17 protein-coding genes are annotated in these 16,335 nt (G+C 65.6%); 7 read left to right on the top strand and 10 right to left on the bottom strand.

Translation table 11 applies throughout. The annotated features are described in order from the left end of the window. Nucleotides 1–104 precede the first annotated feature (104 nt). Both VVD47_RS06265 and VVD47_RS06260 read left to right on the top strand, forming a co-directional pair. A complete protein-coding gene (locus VVD47_RS06265; RefSeq protein WP_327602541.1) occupies nucleotides 105–539 on the top strand; it encodes a VOC family protein in 435 nt (144 codons plus the stop codon). Between the two features lie 48 nt (nucleotides 540–587). After that, entirely contained in the window at nucleotides 588–977 is a 390-nt protein-coding gene (locus VVD47_RS06260; RefSeq protein WP_327602540.1) for a hypothetical protein, read from the top strand. Nucleotides 978–1,160: 183 nt separating this feature from the next. On the opposite strand, the gene VVD47_RS06255 is transcribed toward VVD47_RS06260, so the two are convergent. The 5 genes from VVD47_RS06255 to VVD47_RS06235 form a co-directional block, all read right to left on the bottom strand. Further along, nucleotides 1,161–2,222, bottom strand: a complete 1,062-nt coding sequence (locus tag VVD47_RS06255) for an amino acid ABC transporter permease (protein ID WP_327602539.1) — start codon at nucleotides 2,220–2,222, stop codon at nucleotides 1,161–1,163. Further along, nucleotides 2,219–3,238, bottom strand: a complete 1,020-nt coding sequence (locus tag VVD47_RS06250; RefSeq protein WP_327602538.1) for an amino acid ABC transporter permease — start codon at nucleotides 3,236–3,238, stop codon at nucleotides 2,219–2,221. Before VVD47_RS06250 ends, VVD47_RS06255 begins: the two co-directional genes overlap by 4 nt. 11 nt (nucleotides 3,239–3,249) lie before the next feature. Then, entirely contained in the window at nucleotides 3,250–4,053 is an 804-nt protein-coding gene (locus VVD47_RS06245) for a sulfurtransferase (protein ID WP_327602537.1), read from the bottom strand. 186 nt (nucleotides 4,054–4,239) lie between these two features. Beyond that, nucleotides 4,240–4,374, bottom strand: a complete 135-nt coding sequence (locus VVD47_RS06240) for a hypothetical protein (RefSeq protein ID WP_327602536.1) — start codon at nucleotides 4,372–4,374, stop codon at nucleotides 4,240–4,242. 27 nt (nucleotides 4,375–4,401) lie between these two features. Beyond that, nucleotides 4,402–5,445: an amino acid ABC transporter substrate-binding protein gene (locus tag VVD47_RS06235; protein ID WP_327602535.1), complete on the bottom strand. Its 1,044-nt coding sequence runs from the start codon at nucleotides 5,443–5,445 to the stop codon at nucleotides 4,402–4,404. 309 nt (nucleotides 5,446–5,754) lie between these two features. Between VVD47_RS06235 and VVD47_RS06230 the strand changes: the two genes are divergently transcribed. The 4 genes from VVD47_RS06230 (at nucleotide 5,755) to VVD47_RS06215 (ending at nucleotide 10,087) form a co-directional block, all read left to right on the top strand. After that, nucleotides 5,755–6,939, top strand: coding sequence for an esterase/lipase family protein (locus VVD47_RS06230; protein ID WP_327602534.1), 1,185 nt, complete (start codon nucleotides 5,755–5,757; stop codon nucleotides 6,937–6,939). A 63-nt stretch (nucleotides 6,940–7,002) separates the two neighbouring features. Further along, nucleotides 7,003–7,437: a hypothetical protein gene (locus VVD47_RS06225; RefSeq protein ID WP_327602533.1), complete on the top strand. Its 435-nt coding sequence runs from the start codon at nucleotides 7,003–7,005 to the stop codon at nucleotides 7,435–7,437. A 359-nt stretch (nucleotides 7,438–7,796) separates the two neighbouring features. Continuing rightward, nucleotides 7,797–9,416: an EAL domain-containing protein gene (locus VVD47_RS06220; RefSeq protein WP_327602532.1), complete on the top strand. Its 1,620-nt coding sequence runs from the start codon at nucleotides 7,797–7,799 to the stop codon at nucleotides 9,414–9,416. Between the two features lie 233 nt (nucleotides 9,417–9,649). Beyond that, nucleotides 9,650–10,087, top strand: a complete 438-nt coding sequence (locus VVD47_RS06215; protein WP_327602531.1) for an SRPBCC family protein — start codon at nucleotides 9,650–9,652, stop codon at nucleotides 10,085–10,087. Nucleotides 10,088–10,174: 87 nt separating this feature from the next. Here VVD47_RS06215 and VVD47_RS06210 read toward each other — a convergent pair whose 3' ends face one another. Beyond that, a complete protein-coding gene (locus VVD47_RS06210) occupies nucleotides 10,175–11,149 on the bottom strand; it encodes a LysR family transcriptional regulator (protein WP_327602530.1) in 975 nt (324 codons plus the stop codon). A 126-nt stretch (nucleotides 11,150–11,275) separates the two neighbouring features. Between VVD47_RS06210 and VVD47_RS06205 the strand changes: the two genes are divergently transcribed. Then, entirely contained in the window at nucleotides 11,276–12,562 is a 1,287-nt protein-coding gene (locus tag VVD47_RS06205) for a serine hydrolase domain-containing protein (protein ID WP_327602529.1), read from the top strand. Between the two features lie 44 nt (nucleotides 12,563–12,606). Here VVD47_RS06205 and tauD read toward each other — a convergent pair whose 3' ends face one another. The 4 genes from tauD to tauA all read right to left on the bottom strand — a co-directional run bounded on the left by tauD (nucleotide 12,607) and on the right by tauA (nucleotide 16,250). Continuing rightward, nucleotides 12,607–13,443 carry a taurine dioxygenase gene (tauD, locus tag VVD47_RS06200; RefSeq protein WP_327602528.1) on the bottom strand — a complete coding sequence of 279 codons (837 nt, stop codon included), beginning with the start codon at nucleotides 13,441–13,443 and terminating at the stop codon, nucleotides 12,607–12,609. A 17-nt stretch (nucleotides 13,444–13,460) separates the two neighbouring features. Then, on the bottom strand, nucleotides 13,461–14,324 hold the full coding sequence (gene tauC, locus VVD47_RS06195) for a taurine ABC transporter permease TauC (protein WP_327602527.1): 864 nt from the start codon (nucleotides 14,322–14,324) through the stop codon (nucleotides 13,461–13,463). Further along, nucleotides 14,321–15,172, bottom strand: coding sequence for a taurine ABC transporter ATP-binding subunit (tauB, locus tag VVD47_RS06190; protein WP_327602526.1), 852 nt, complete (start codon nucleotides 15,170–15,172; stop codon nucleotides 14,321–14,323). The genes tauC and tauB overlap by 4 nt, the downstream gene beginning before the upstream one ends. A gap of 97 nt (nucleotides 15,173–15,269) precedes the next feature. Continuing rightward, a complete protein-coding gene (gene tauA, locus VVD47_RS06185; protein ID WP_327602525.1) occupies nucleotides 15,270–16,250 on the bottom strand; it encodes a taurine ABC transporter substrate-binding protein in 981 nt (326 codons plus the stop codon). Nucleotides 16,251–16,335: the final 85 nt, after the last annotated feature.

Below are 16,335 nucleotides of genomic sequence, written 5' to 3'. Positions count from 1 at the left end.
TGTCCGTCAGGGAACATCGGACTGGCTTCGTAGTCTCGCGTGAGGGGCCGGAGGCTCGTGATGAGCCCGAGGTATTCCTCCCGGTGAAGAAGGAGACGCGAATCATGGAAACGCAGGAACTGCATCGTGGTCGTCTCATCGACCACATCCAGCTGGTGGTGAAGGATCTGCCGGCCAGCCAGAAATTCTACGAAGCCGTCCTCGCCGTGCTGAAAGTGCCGGTGGGAGGCACCGGCCCGGGCTTCTTCTGGGCGGATGAGCTATGCCTCAGCGACGCACAGAGCCCTGCCGCACAGGGCAAGCTGACGGGCCGCAACCACGTGGCTTTCCAGGCACAGGACAAGGCGATGGTGGATGCCTTCCACGCAACCGCACTGGCCAACGGCGGCACCGACAACGGCAAGCCGGGCGAGCGTGAATACCACCCCGGCTACTACGCGGCCTTCGTGCTGGACCCGGACGGCAACAACATCGAGGCCGTGTATCACGGCGAGGCCGAGCGCAGTGCCGCGTCAGTGAAGATCAGCTTCGAGGGTTGAATGTCGAAGCGTTGACGTCGAGCTCACGCAGGTCGAAGGAGACCACGCATGACACAGCAGACAGCAGGCGGCGGCGCGATCCTCCTGCGCAACACCATGGCTTTCGATCGGGCGCATGTCGCGGAATTCCGCCGTGCCATCCTGAGCGCCGTCGAGTTCGCGAAGCAGAACGCGCCGCAGCTGATGGTGCAGGTGTACATCGACGAGGCACAGGGGCTTTGCTTCAGCTTCCAGTTGTTCCCCGACTCGGAAGCCATCCTGCGCCACTGGCAGGTGTCGGACCCGAACATCGCCGAAGTCATGAAGTACTGCCAGGTGCGCAGCATGGAGGTGTACGGGAGCCCGAACGACGCGGTGCGCGAGGGCATCCTCGGTTCGGTGGGCGAAGCCAGCGTGAGCTTCACGCCGGAACTGGTCGGCTTCCATCGCCTGGGCTGAGTGCGCGGTCCGTGCTCCGGCGCTGCCCTCAAAAGGGCAGCGCCGGAATTCGTCTTCGGCTCAGAGGTTTAGCGAGGTAGTCCCGGCGCTATCCACGGAATCATCCACAGAAACTGTGGATATCCACATCGCACACCGCCGCATCGTTCCACGCGTGGAACAACCTCATCGCGACGCTCGCGGTCATGCAGAAGTCGCAGCCAGCCGCCGTTCCAGCCCGCGGCTGTAACGCGACAGGCTGAAGCAGCACAGCCAGTAGATGAGGCCGATGAACAGGTAGGCCTCCAGGAAGAAGGGGCGCCATTCCGGGTCGCCACCGATGGCCAGCGACAGCGAGCCGGTGAGTTCGTACAGGCTCACCACGGTGACCAGCGTGGTTTCCTTGAACAGCCCGATGAAGCTGTTGAACATCGCCGGCAGGGCGTGGCGCAGCGCCTGCGGCAACACCACCAGCCACTCGGCCTGGCGAGGTGTCATCCCCAGCGACAGCGCCGCCTGCACCTGCCCGGCAGGCACCGCCTGGATGCCGCCGCGGATGTTCTCCGACAGGTAGGCGCCGCCGAACAGGCCCAGCGCGACCTGCACCCGCAGCAGCATGTCGACGCGTGCTTCCGGCGGCAGCAGCAGCGGCACCATGAACGAGGCCATGAACAGGATGCTCACCAGCGGCACGCCGCGCAGCAGTTCCACGAACAGGCCGCACAGCGTGCGCACCGCGGGCAGGCTGGAGTGACGTCCCAGTGCAGTGAGCACGCCTACCGGCAGCGCGATGGCGACCGCCAGCAACCACAGCATGGCGGTGAGCGGCAGGCCGCCCCACTGGCGGCTGGGCACCGGCGTCAGGCCCGTCACGCCGCCGGCCATCAGCAGGAAGAAGGCGGGCAGGGCAGGCAGCCACACGGCGATGCGCAGCGTGCGCGGGCTGCGTGGGTACAGCGTGACGACGACCGCGAGCAGCAGCAGGCTGACGGCCAGCAGCGGCCGCCACTGCTCGGCGTAGGGATAGCGGCCGAACAGCAGGGCGCGATGCTTCTCGACGATGACGCCCCAGCAGGCGCCCACGCCTTCCGCGAAGCAGCGCTCGGCGTCCGGCACGGCCACCGCGCGCAGCACCGCCCAGTCGAGCGCGTGCCACAGCGCCCAGCCGATGAAGGCCAGTGCGAGCACGGACAGGGTGCCGTTCCAGCGGTCCGGGAAGAGCGTTGGCAGGACGCCGCTGCGGCTGCGTGCGGGCAGCGGGCTCATGTCCGTGCGCCCGTGCCACGCAGTGCGACGCGACGGTTGAAGCTGCCGAGTATGCCGGCCACCAGCAGCGACAGCGCGAGGTAGACCGCCATCAGCACCGCCACGCATTCGAAGGCGCGCCCGGTCTGGTTCATCGAGGTGTTGGCGATGGACACCAGGTCCGGGTAGCCGATGGCCACTGCCAGCGAGGAGTTCTTCAGCAGGTTGAGGTACTGGTTGCCCAGCGGGGGCACGATGGCCTTCAGTGCCTGCGGCAGCACGATGAAGCGCAGCACGCCGGCGGGGGGCAGGCCGATGGCGCGCGCCGCCTCCACCTGACCGCGGGGCACCGACTGGATGCCGCCGCGCACCGCCTCCGCAATGAAGGCCGCGGTGCCCACCGACAGGCCCAGGCATACCGCCACGAATTCCGGCGTCAGCGCCACGCCGCCGTCGATGCCGAAGCCTTCCAGCACCGGCCAGCTGACTGCGCCGTCGGCGATCCACGGCAGCACCAGGCCGCTCTTGCTGAGGAACACGCCCGGCAGCGGCTGCAGCGCCTCGCTGGCGACCGGCAGCAGGGTGGTCAGCACGAAGTACCACATCAGCAACTGCAGCAGCAGCGGCACGTTGCGGAACAGCTCCACGTAGGCGGTCGCCAGCAGGCGCACCGGCAGTGCCGGCGACAGGCGCGCGATGCCCACCGCGAAGCCGATGACGGTGGCGAGCACCAGCGCTGGCAGCACCACGCGCAGGGTGTTGGCGAGCCCGGCGAGGAAGGCACGCCAGAACGGCTGCGACGCATCGAAGGCAAGAAGGCTCTCGCCGATCTCGAAGCCGGCCGGTTCCAGCAGGAAGCCAAAGCCCGCCTGCATGCCGCGTGCGCGCATGTTGTCGATGACGTTGCCGAACAGCCACAGGATGCCCAGCACGACCGCCAGCACGATGACGATCTGCAGCAGGCGTGAAGGCCAGGGCGAGGCCGGCGTCGTGGTGGCGCGCAGCTCGTGTGCCTGCGCGGGACGCGTGGCGGACAAAGGCGTGCCGGTCAGGGTTTGACGATGGGGCAGCTGTCGTCCCGTGCCCAGTCGCCGAAGCTCAGGTAATAGACGCTGACGTCCTGCAGGCCGGCGCGCAATGCGGCCAGGGCGGCCAGCGCGGCGCGGCCGCCACCCTGGCAGTGGGTGACGATGGGCTGCCCGGCGCCCAGGCCGGCGTCGGCGAACTGCCTGCGCAGCACCTCGGGGGCATTGAGATGGCCGCGCGCGTCGAGCAGGGCCGTGTGGCTCAGCAGGTGCGCACCGGGAATGTGGCCACCACGCGCATTGCTGCGCAGGTCCTCGCCGGTGTATTCCGCCTTGCTGCGGGAATCCAGGACCTGCACCGCGCCGTCCAGCTGCGTGCGCAGGCCATGCCGGTCCACCAGGCCGACCACGGGCCGATGGCCTGCAGGGCGCTGGTAAGTTGCGGGCACCGGCGCCTGCGCCACGGTCTCCGCCTCGAAGCCCGGCAGCGCCCGCAATGCCGGCCAGCCGCCGTCGACCACCGCGGCGTCCACGCCGGCCCATTGCAGGATGAACCAGGCCCGCGCCGCGTCGGTGATGCGCCCGGCGTCATATACCGCCACCGGCCGGCTGCCGTCGATGCCCAGCTTGCCGATCTCGGCCGACCACAACGCCTGTTGCTCCGCCGGGTTGTCCGGTGTCAGCGGCAGTGCGGTCCACTCGGCGATGTCCAGGTGCAGGGCGCCAGGGGCATGGCCGGCGTCGTAGTCGCTGCGCGGGCGCAGGTCGACGACCACGAGATGGCCGGGGGTCTTCAGGACGACGGGGTCGATCAGCGTGCTGCTCATGGCGGGAGAGAGGAAAGAAGGCCGGAGGGTGTCAGTGGTTGCGAGGTGAGACCGGGCTCGCGCCGTGACGCTGTTCAGAGCATGGGTCGCGCAGCGCAGGTTGGCAAGGCGCGCAGGTCTTGCTGCGCAGGATGCCTGCGCGATACCTGTGTCGCCATTCATTCGTGCCGACCCCTCCGTGCCGGCTCATTCCTTGCCGGTCGGACTGCCGCCGCCACCTTCCGGTGGCCGCGACTCGGCGTCGTACAAGGGGTAGAGCAGGGCGCACACCAGCACCAGCAAGGTCGCCCAGCCGAGCAGTTCCTTCAGCGAGTCGTCCATGCCGGCCCTCCGTGTGCGGACAGGTGCTCAGCGCACCGGCGGTGCGTAGAGGATGCCGCCCTGGTTCCACAGGCGGTTCACGCCGCGTGGCAGCTTCAGCACCGAGTTCGGGCCGACATTGCGCTCGAAGATCTCGCCATAATTGCCCACTGCCTTGATGCCGCGGTACAGCCACTCGCGATCCAGCCCCAGCAGCTTGCCGCTGTCCTCGCCGGTGCCGAGCAGGCGCTGCACCACCGGGTCCTTGCTGGTCGCCTTCCAGGCGTCCGCATTGGCCTGCGTCAGGCCGGCTTCCTCGGCTTCGATCAGACCGTAGGCCACCCACTTCACGATGGCCAGCCATTCGTCATCGCCACGGCGCACCGCCGGGCCCAGCGGTTCCTTGGAGATGATCTCGGGCAGCACCACGTAGTCGTCCGGGTTCTTCGCCTCCTTGTTGCGCAGGCCGGCCAGGCCCGACACGTCGGTGGTATAGGCCTGGCAGCGGCCGGAGAAGAAGGCCTTGAACGAGGCCTCGAAGCCCTCGAACACCACGGTGCGCACCTTGATGTTCTGCGCGCGGAAATAGTCCGCCAGGTTCTTCTCGTTGGTGGTGCCGCTCTGCACGCAGATCTCGGCGTTCTTCAACTGCTTTGCGCTGGTGATCTTCAGCTTCTTCGGCACCAGGAAACCCTGGCCGTCGAAGTAGGTGATGGCCGCGAACTGCAGGCCCAGCGATGCGTCGCGCGTCAGCGTCCACGTCGTGTTGCGCGCCAGCACATCCACCTCGCCGGACTGCAGCGCCGCGAAACGTTGCTGCGAGTTCAGCGGCGTGAATGTCACCTTGTTCGGATCGTTCAGTACGGCGGCGGCGAGTGCGCGACAGTAATCCACGTCGAAGCCCGACCAGTTGCCCTGGCTGTCAGGCAAGGAGAAGCCCGCCACGCCGGTGCTGACGCCACACTGGATGCTGCCTTTCTGACGGATGTTGTCCAGCGTCTTGCCGGCCTGTGCGGTCGTGGAGAAGGCCAGCAGCGAGACGATCGCGCCGCCGAAGAATTGGGCAGAGAGGCGGCTGAAAGTGTGGCGCATCGGGAATGTCCTGGGGAGGATGGGAAGAGCCGAAGGCTAACAACCGGTTTGCCGCGGGCAAATCCGATTTGCTTCTAAGCTAAGCAGGAGGAATGGCGGCAAACTGCATATGTCGAGACGCAGTTTGGATGACCTCCAAAACCATGGCACGGTTAAAGGATAAGTCGCGCATGCTTATGATAGCTGTGCCATTTCGAGGGCATCCAATACGTCATATTGTTTGTAATTATTCAGAGAGTAATTAAGTCTCTTGGTTAGCAACTGAACTTGCCATCATTGTTGTATACGAATAAATTGGTTGGGCCGAAAATGGCAGAAAATCATCGTACGTTGGTAATTCTTGTGCATGGCACCTATGCGTCTGGTGCGCCGTGGACGAAATCCAATAGTCCGCTTTGTGTCTACATAAATTCTGCGCTATGCGGAGGAGCCGACTTCGAGGCTTTCGAATGGAGTGGCGAGAATTCTCATTCTGCAAGGATGCGCGCTGGTGAAGGTCTTGGAGATTTTCTCGTAACTTCGATAGAAAAGTATAAGCCGAAAGATACCTATGTGATAGCGCATAGCCACGGCGGAAATGTAGCCCTGTATGCATTGGGCCACTTGGGTAGCCACTCCATTTCAGGGTTGGTTACGATGGGCACTCCGTTTGTTTTTTGCCGGAAGCGTGGGATAGAATTTCCGTTGATTGTTACCCGGCGAATATTTTCTCTTGTTTCGAGTGTATTGGTCTTGGCGGTTGGTGGTCGGAATTTGGATGTATTTTTAGGCGTAAGTTTCGTGCCGATGGAGTCATTTTGGCATCCTTTCTGGGCAGTTGTTGTATTTGGTTTGATTTATTACTGCACATACTTGGCGTGGAAGTGGACTTCCGAAAGTATTGGAAGATTGGGGGTGGCGCTTTTGAGGAGGCAAGAGCAGGTGGTTTCTGCGGTGTCATTGCCCCAATTTTGCGAAACGGATGTTTTTGTAGCTGATGTTCTTGGTGACGAGGCAGGTGCTTGGCTTTCTGTGCTGTTCAATGTGGGTGAAGTCGCTCATAAGGCATCGAGTGTACTGAATTCAATTTTAATAAAATTTCTCGAGATAATATTCATCGCTTTTGTCGTTGGAGGCTTGATGTACGGGGAGGACGGGGCTGCGGATTTTGCAAGCTACTCCATTATTGCGCTGCTATTTTTAGGAGGGATTTCTATTTTTCTTCATATCCCAATGGTGGTGCTGCCATTTTTTGTTCGCGCGCACAAACTTGGTTTTGGCGAGGATTCTCTTCTGTCGAACTGGCTCTGTGAGATACGTGCCTCCAGCTTGCCGAAGGAAACAACCTTAAGATCTTTAGAGATTTTCAGATTTTTCCCAAAAGGGTCGGGTCTAAGGCATTCGTCTTTTTACCAGTCCGAGGCACTATTTCAGAAGGTGGCCGAGTGGATTCATGCCCGTCGATCGTGCTCGGGAGACCCAAGCGATGAATTTCGGCCCAAATCTGGAAGGTAGTTGATTTCCCGCTGTTGCGACGGTCGTCATCCGCTTCAACGCGCTGCTTCTGGAGACACACACATGTCCGTCGAGAACAACGTCTTCATCCGCCCGAGCTCACTGCCGACCCCTGCAGACTGGGCCGCGGCCATCCGCGCCGCGGGCTTCGAGCTGGACATCGATACCGACTTCACATGGGATGACTTCGAGGGCTTCCTGCCGGCGAAGTACAAGGGGCAGGACGCCGGCTTCGAGCTGTACAAGGAGGACTTCGACCTCTCCGAACTCTCCGACGAGGAGCAGGCGGAGCTGGAAGACCGGTCCTTGCTGGTCACGCTGGTGACGCACGCGGACATGCGTGAGTACCTGTCCTCCATGCTTGCCTCGGCAGTGCTCTGCGCGATGGCGGACGGTCGTCTCGCCGAAGGCGGCGAGCCGCCCTTCATCAAGTCCGCGGATGCGATCGCGTGGGCGCGCGATTGCGAACCCGACGTGGAAAAGCTGATCACCGGGTAGCGGTGCCTGCGGGACGGCATCGTCCCGGGACGTACCCCCGCGGCACGCGCGGCCAGCCCGTGTGCGACAGGCCAGGGCGACGCGACGAAAGTTCCGTGTCTTCGCGTGGCGTTGACGGCCTGCTGACTTCGGTCAATCCCGCCTGGATGGTGGATGGCTCGCGCGGGGCAGGTGCGCGATAGTGGCGAAGGACGAAAAAACCTGCCTGAAGCAGCGCCGTCCGGATGTGCTTCCCCTTGCCTGCCACGGGAAGCACTGCACCCAGAAAGCCACCGTGGCGGGATGCTCCGTGCGCCAGGCGAGTGGACACACCTTGCCGGCAGACGCGCAGCGCGAGCCCTTCGCCGACGAGGCCCCACATGGACAGGAGACGCTCCTGGTTTCTCACTTTCTGCGCAGTCGCCATCGGCGTCTGCGTGCCCCTGGCCGCGGCCTTGATGGCTTCGCGCATGGTGGCCGAGCACTTCTTCCGCGCGCGGGTGGACGAGTTCTCCAGCCGTGTGCTGCTGCGCGCCGAACTGGTCGTGCAGGACGCGCTGGAGGCCTCGCAACAGGCTGAGCGATTCGTCGGCAGCGCCTGCGGGCAGGATCACCTGCTGAGCATGCGGCGCGCGGAACTGGAACATCGCTACGTGCGCGAGATCATCCATGTGCACGGCGACACACCGCTGTGTTCATCGTGGAGCGAGCACGAGACGCGCCCGCCGCTGGACATGTCCAGGTGGCGTCGCCTGCAGGGCAACCGCATCTGGTACCGCATCGACCATCACGGCGAGGCCGCGACGCCGCTCATCAATTTCCGCGTCGGCCAGCACGTCGTGGTGGTGGACCCGCGCTTCTACGTCGACATCGTGCCGCTGGATTCGCACATCCGGCTGGGGGTGCTGGACACCAAGACGGGGGAGGTCATCGCGGCATGGAGCAACACCGAGCAGAGCTTCCTGCAGCACGTGCTGATCCAGGTGCCGAGCGGCAGCGTCGAGAACGGGCGCTACGTGGATATCCGCCGCTCGGACAAGTCCCCCATGGCCGTCGTGGCCTATGAGCCCCTGCCGCAGATGACGGCGGTGTGGGTTCCGCTGCTGTTCATCGCGCTGCCGATCGGGCTGGGCATCAGCGGATTGCTGACCTGGCTGCTGCTGCGCTGCGTGTCGCGTATGCGCGGCCCGCAGCATTCCCTGACGGAAGCGCTGCGCCGCGATGAATTCTTCGTGTGCTACCAGCCGGTAGTGGCGATGGATAGCGGCCGCTGCACCGGCGCCGAGGCCTTGATCCGCTGGCGCCTGCCGGATGGCCGCGTCGTCACGCCGGACTCGTTCATCCCGATGGCGGAATCCATCGGGATGATCCGGCCGATCACCGACTGGCTGGTGAAGCGCGTGGTGGCCGACCTGGGCGCGATGCTGTCGGCCAACCCGGCGCTGCACGTGTCGATCAACCTGGCGCCGCAGGACCTGCAGTCGCCGGTCATCCTGGACTACCTCGGTCCCTTGCTGAAGCGGGCCGGCGTGCGGCCGGAGCAGATCTGGTTCGAGGTCATCGAGCGTGGCTTCGTGAACAACGTCGCCTGTCGCCAGACCATCGATGCCCTGCGTGCGGCGGGCCACCCGGTCTACATCGACGATTTCGGCACCGGTTATTCCAGCCTGTCCTACCTCCAGGACATGCACGTGGACGGCCTGAAGATCGACAAGTCCTTCGTCGACACCATGAGTACCGATGCGGCGACCCGCAGCGTGGCGCCACACATCATCCGCATGGCCAGCGAGCTGGGCATAAAGATGGTGGCGGAGGGCGTGGAAACCGACGAGCAGCGGCGCCTGCTGCAGGCGCAGGGCGTAGGCCTGGGGCAGGGCTGGCTGTTCGCCCGCGCCATGCCGATGAGCGAGTTCCGCGACTTCCTGCGCGCCAGCACGGTGGGTGCGGTCGGCGGGGCATTCGGCGACACGGGGCACGGCCCGCAGGTGGCGCCGGCATGAGCGGAGCCGTGCTGTAACCGGGGCCGACGATACTGCGGCGGATGATGCCTCGTCGTCCGCGAGATACCTGACCCGGCACCGATTCGTTTGCGCCATGGAACAGTTGCGCCCGGCGGAAGTCGCAACGGAAGAGGCGCCGGTGAAGCACCGGCGCAAATACCGAAGGACTGATCGAAGGCCGGATCGGAAGACCGATCCGCTACAGCTGCCTGCACCGACAAAGGAGACCGACCATGAAGACACTGATGTTCGAGGTGACCATCAACGCATCGCCCGAAGCCGTCTGGAAGGCCACGATCGGGCCGGAGACCTACAAGGAATGGACGGCGGCGTTCTGCGAGGGCTCCTACTTCACCGGCTCGTGGGACGAGGGCGCGAGGATCCAGTTCCTGTCGCCCGGTGGCGATGGCATGGTTTCGGTGATCGCGGAACACAAGCCGGCCGAGTACGTGTCGATCAAGCACATCGGCGTCATCGAGAAGGGCGTGGAAGACACGAGCAGCGAGAAGGTGCGCAGCTGGACACCCGCCTACGAAAACTACCGTTTCACGGCCGTGCCGGGCGGCACGCGCTTCGTCGTCACGGTCGATACGGTGCCGGAGTACGAGCAGTTCATGCAGGACACCTTCCCGAAGGCGCTCGCGTTGTTGAAGGGGATCTGCGAGAAGTGAACCGGGGGTGCTCGCGCACCGGCCCCCGCTGACGGGTGGGCCGGCGTCGTGTGCCACGAGCCTGGCGTGGCGCCGCTAGGTGTCACTTCACTGCTGCTTCGCGTGTGCGCCGGTGTCGGCGCACCATGCGCGCGGCGCGTCCGCGATGTCCAGTTGCAGGTCCTCTTCGCTGGCGAAGGCGCCTAGCAGCGCATCGACCACGACCCGCACACGCTTGCTCAGCAGCTTGCGATGCGGATAGCACAGGGCGATCTCCCGCTTTCCATTGTCGTACTGGCCGTGCAGCACCAGGCGCAGGGCGCCGGCGCGCAGGTGCGGCGCGGCGTACAGCAGGCCGGCCTGACAGATGCCCTCGCCGGCCAACGCGAGATCCAGGAAGGATTCGGGGTCCGAGGTCCAGATCTGCGCCTGCGGCGTCCAGTCGATGAATCCTTCTTCGGTATCTGCCCGGAAGCGCCAGGGCGAGACCTTGCCGGAGGTGAAGCGCAGGCCGAGCAGGCGATGCCCCGCCAGGTCCGCAGGCGTCGTGGGCACGCCGTGGTTGTGCAGGTAGGTGGGAGAGGCCACCAGGACGCTGTGCAGCGCGCAAACGCGACGTGCGATGAGGTTCGAATCCGTCATCACGCCACCGCGGACGGCCATATCCATTCCTTCCGCGATGAGATCCACCGGCCGGTTGTCCAGGCTCAGCTCCACCTCGAGACGCGGGTGCCGTGCCGTCAGTGCCGGTAAGGCCGGCAGCACAAAGCGGCGGCCGAAGGACACGCCGGTGGAGATACGTACGCGGCCCACCGCCTCGGCACCGTAGGTGCCCAGGTCGGTGACCGCCTCGTCGAGCAGGCGTAGCGCCTCGCGGGCCTTCTCCAGGAACGCGCTGCCTTCGGGCGTGAGTTCCAGCCGGCGCGTGGTGCGATTGAACAGCCGCACCTGCAACTCCTGCTCGAGCCGCATCACGTTCTTGCCGACCGCCGCAGGCGTCAGGTCGAGCCGGCTGGCCGCCGCGGTGAAGCTGCCCGCCGTCGCGCTTTCGACGAAGGACACCATGCCTTGCAGGTTCTTCATGGATACGGGCCTCGGTGTAGAGGAATTCCGGACATAAGGTTTCGAGTGTCAGGAAATCATGTGCGTTCCGGATCGGGTTGCAAGCTCGGAGAATCGCCGCATCCCGAGCCTTCCCCGGAGCACTCCATGCCGATTCCCGTTCCCCACCTCACGCGCACGGCAGCCCTGGCCACCGGCCTGACACTTGCCCCCTTGGCGGCTGCGCAGACCACCGTGCCCGCCGATCCTCTCCCGCGCTTCGCTGCCTTGAATGCCGCCATCGACCGCGCCATCGCCGAGCAGCGCATCGTGGGCACGGTCGTCCTCGTCGCGCACGAGGGCAGGCTCGTCTATCACCGCGCGGCCGGCCTCGCGGATCGCGAAGCCGGTACGCCGATGCGCGAGGACGCGATCTTCCTGCTCGCCTCCGTCACCAAGCCCATCGTCACCGTCGCGGCGATGCGGCTGGTGGAGCAGGGCCGATTGCGCCTCGACGACCCGGTGACGCGCTGGCTGCCGGACTTTCACCCGGCGAGCCGCGACGGCAGCACACCTGTCATCACCGTCCATCAACTGCTCACGCATTCCGCCGGCCTCAGCTATGACTTCATGCAACCGGCGGAGGCGCCCTACCAGCAACTGCAGATATCGAACGGGCTCAACCGGCCGGAACTGGGTCTGGCCGAGAACCTGAGCCGCATCACGCGCGCTGGTCTGATCTACGAACCGGGCACCGCCTGGGGATACTCCATGGCGACGGATGTACTCGGCGCCGTCATCGAGAAGGTGAGCGGGCAGTCGCTGCCCGAAGCCGTCGCCACCCTGGTCACCACGCCGCTGGCGATGCACGACACGGCCTTCACGGTTCGTGACCCGCAGCGCCTGGTGACGCACTACGGCGATGGCGAGCCGGGCAAGAGCGCGCCGGTACGCATGGGTGAATCGGCCACCGTGCCCTTCTTCGGCGCGCCGGTGTCCTTCTCGCCGCGACGCATTCTCGACGACCGGGCCTATGCGTCCGGTGGCGCCGGCATGGCCGGTACGGCCGCCGATTTCCTCAGGCTGGCGGAGTTGCTGCAGAACAGGGGTGGCGAGTTGCTGCGACCCGCCACGGTGGCCGACATGCTGCGCCCGCATGTCGGCGCACACGCGCAGACCCAGGGCCCGGGCTGGGGCTTCGGCTACGGCGGCGCGGTACTTGTCGATCCCGTGGTCGCGCAGACGCCGCAGTCCGCGGGCAGCATGCGATGGGGCGGCGCCTACGGACACAACTGGTTCATCGACCCCCGGCGCAGGCTCACGGTCGTGGCCTTCACCAACACCACGTTCGAAGGCATGGCCGGCGCCTACGTGCGGGACGTGCGGGATGCGGTGTACCAAGCCCTGACGGCAGCTGGCGAGGTGGCAGAGCAGATTGGCGGAGTACAGCGCTGAGCCCGCCCATCGCCATGCCTCGCCGGCTGATTCCTGCCTGGCGATCAGAACGGCCTGTCGCCGAGGATGGTGGCGCGGTGCATGACGCGGCGGTGGGGCAGGTAGTCCGCCACCGCGTAGTGCTGGGTGATGCGGTTGTCCCAGAAGGCGACGTCGCCTTCGCGCCAGTGCCAGCGCAGCGTGAACTCCGGGCGCGCGATGTGCACGAACAGGAAGGCCAGCAGCGCATCGCTCTCGCGTTGCGACAGTTCGTTGATGCGCGTGGTGAAGCCTTCGTTCACGAACAGCGACTTGCGGCCGCTCTCCGGGTGGGTGCGCACCACCGGGTGGGTCAGCGGCGGATGCTTCGTGCGCGTCGCTTCCCATTGCGCTTTCGCGGCAGGCGTCAGCGTGTGGCGGCTGGCCGGGAAGGACTTGGCGAAATCGTGCTCGGCGGTCAGGCCGATCAGCAGCTTCTGCAACGGTGCCGACAGCGCATCGAAGGCCGCCGCCGCGCTGGCCCACAGCGTGTCGCCACCGGTAGGCGGCAGTTGCTTGGCAGCGAGGATCGCACCCAGCGGTGGTGTCTCGATGAAGGTCACGTCGATATGCCAGTTGTCGTTGTCCGGCAGGTTGTCGGCGTGCGTGTCCAGCACCAGGATTTCCTGCTGGTCCGGCACGTTCGGGTAGATCGGATGCACATGCAGGTCGCCGAAGCGTGCGGCGAAATCGCGGTGCTGGCGCGGCGTCAGCGACTGCTCGCGGAAGAACAGGATCTGGTGCTTCAGCAGCGCGGCATGCACTTGCTGGCGCGCTGTCTCGGCAAGGGGCTGGTCCAGGCGCAGGCCTTCGACGACGGCGCCGAGCGCGGGGGTGAGGGGCTGGAACGAAAGCTCGGTCATGTCGGTGATGTCGGTGTTCAGTCCTTGCCGTGAAAGCGGCCATGCCAGGGTGCGAGGTGCCGTGACAGTGCGCGCAGCGAGGCCTCCAGCGCCACGGCGATCAATGCGATGACGATGATGCCGAGCACCACCACATCGGTATTCAGGAAGTGCGCAGCCGACTGCACCATGAAGCCCAGGCCGCGCGTGGCGGCGATGAGTTCGGCGGCGACCAGCGTGGACCAGCCGGTGCCCAGGCCGATGCGCACACCGGTCAGGATGTCCGGCAGCGCGCCGGGCAGGATGACGTGACGCACCAGTTGCGCCCGCGTCGCGCCGAGCGATTGTGCTGCGCGGATGCGCGAGGGATTCGTGCTGCGCACGCCGGCAGCCGTCGAGATCACTACCGGGGCCAGCACCGCCAGGAAGATCAGCAGCACCTTCGACAGTTCGCCGATGCCGAACCAGATGACGATCAGCGGCAGGTAGGCCAGCGGCGGGATGGGGCGGTAGAGCTCGATCAGCGGATCGAAGATGCCGCGCGCGACGCGCGACAGGCCGATGGCGATGCCCAGCGGCACACCGATGGCGATGGCGGCCAGCAAGGCGAGCAGGATGCGCCCCAGGCTGGCGGCAAGGTGTTGCCACAACGTCGCGTCCATGAAGCCGCGCGTCGCCAGTTGCCAGAACTTGGCCAGCACCGATTGCGGCGAGGGCAGGAACAGCGGCGCGATGAGGCCGCTGGCGGTGGCGGCCCACCACAGCAACAGCAGGGTGGTGAGCGTCAGCGCGCTGATCTGCCCGACGCTCAGGATGCGGCGCTGCGTTGTCGCGACAGGCGTATCCGCGTCCTGCGCTTCGGGCGTGATGGGCAAGGCGAGGCTGAGGTCACTCTGGCTCATGCTTGTGCTCCATGCGTCACGAGTGCGGCACTGCTGGCGCCACGCTGTGCGAAGACGCGGTCCAGCACATGCTCGCGCATCGCGATGAACGCCGGGTCGGACTTGATGCTGCGGGTGGCTTCGCCTGCGATGTAGCGACGACCGAAATCCAGCGTGATGCGCTCGACGATGCGGCCGGGGCCGGGTGACAGCAGCACGAGCTCGGATGCGAGGAACACCGCTTCCTCGATGTCGTGGGTGATGAGCAGCACCTGTCTGTTTGCGTGCTGCGCATCGGCGCGCCACAGGCGCAGCAGCAGCTCCTGCATCTGCTCGCGGGTGAAGGCGTCCAGCGCCGCGAAGGGTTCGTCCAGCAGCAGCACGCGTGCATCGGTAGCCAATGCGCGCGCCAGGCCCACGCGCTGCCGCATGCCGCCGGACAATTCCCAGATGAACTTGCGCTCGGCGCCTTGCAGGTCGACCTGCGCCAGCACCGCGCGGGCGCGGGCATCCCGCTCCGCTTTGCCCAGGCCGCGCAGACGCAGGCCGAGCGCGACGTTGTCCAGCACGTTCAGCCAGGGCAGCAGCGCGTCTTCCTGGAAGACCACGCTGCGCTCGGCGGACGGGCCGAGGATCGGCTGTCCATCGAGCAAGGCTCGGCCGGAGGTCGGCGACACGAAGCCGGCTGCCACGTTCAGCAGGGTCGTCTTGCCGCAACCGGACTGGCCGATGGCGACCACCAGGCTGCCGGGTTCGGCGTGCAGGTTCACATCCTGCAGGGCGGCTTCACCACGCGCGCCGGGGTAGCGCACGCCAAGGCGCTCGAAGACGAGACCTGGCACGACAGGTGACGAGGAGTGGGCGGACATGTGCGCGGGGAATGAAGGACACCAGAAGGACGACCAGAAGGACGAAAGGCCGGTGACGCCTCCACAGAGGCGACCACCGACCGACGCTGCCAGTCCCTTACTTGGCAGGGACGTAGCTGACCGAAACGTAAGGCGCGTAGCTGGACTGCACGCTATCCACCTTGCCTTGCTCCTTCAGGAAGTTGGACGTGTCGGCCACGGCCTTCACGGTCGGCGTGCCGAGCAGCGTTGCCTGTTCCCTGGCGAGCGGGAAGTGGTTGCCTTCCAGCAGGCTGGCGATCTCTTCCTGCTTGGCACCGCTGACGCGGGCGACCTTCTCGAGGTTGGCGGCATTGGCGGCCCACTTCTTCGGGTCGGCACGATAGGCGGCGTAGCTGTCCAGCGTGACCTTGGCAAACTGCTTCACGAAGTCCGGGTTCTTGTCGGCGAAGTCCTTGCGCACGATCCAGGCGTCGAAGGTCGGTGCGCCCCACTTGGCCACGTCGGCCGAGGTCGCGAGGATCTTGCCGTTCTCCTTGGCTTTGCCCAGCGCCGGGTCCCACACGTAGGCGGCGTCGATGTCGCCACGCTGCCAGGCGGACACGATCTCGGTCGGACGCAGGTTCAGGATCTGCACCTTGGCCGGGTCGATCTTCCAGTGCTTCAGTGCAGCCAGCAGGCTGTAGTGGGTGGTGGACACGAAGGGCACGGCCACCTTCTTGCCGACCAGGTCAGCCGGCTTGCTGATGTTGGCGCCGTTGCGCACGACCAGCGCTTCGGCCGAGCCGAGTTGCGCAGCAACCAGGAAGGTCACCACCGGCAATCCCTTGCTGGCGGCGGCAGCCAGCGGGCTGGAGCCGACATAGCCGACCTGCACATCACCCGAGGCGACGGCGGTGATGACATCGGCACCCGACTCGAACTTGCGCCAGTTGATCTTGCTGCCGGTGGCTTTCTCGTAGGCGCCATCGGCTTGCGCGACCTTGGAGGGATCGACGCTGGTCTGGTAGGCGACGGTGACGTCGGCAGCAGAGGCCGTAGTGGTGGCCAGTGCGACCAGAGAAATCGCCAGACCCAGGTTCCTGAAGTTGATTGTCATGTTCTTCTCCCTTCGTTGTGAGCAGGAGCCGACTCTAACAATGCACTTTGTGCCGGCGGAACGAATGACTTCCGATAAGCAATTC

This window comes from Uliginosibacterium sp. H1, from assembly GCF_036017065.1.
Taxonomy (GTDB): domain Bacteria; phylum Pseudomonadota; class Gammaproteobacteria; order Burkholderiales; family Rhodocyclaceae; genus Uliginosibacterium.
The sequence above is the reverse complement of the archived record's forward strand: the minus strand, read 5'-3'. Positions and strand labels throughout refer to the sequence as shown.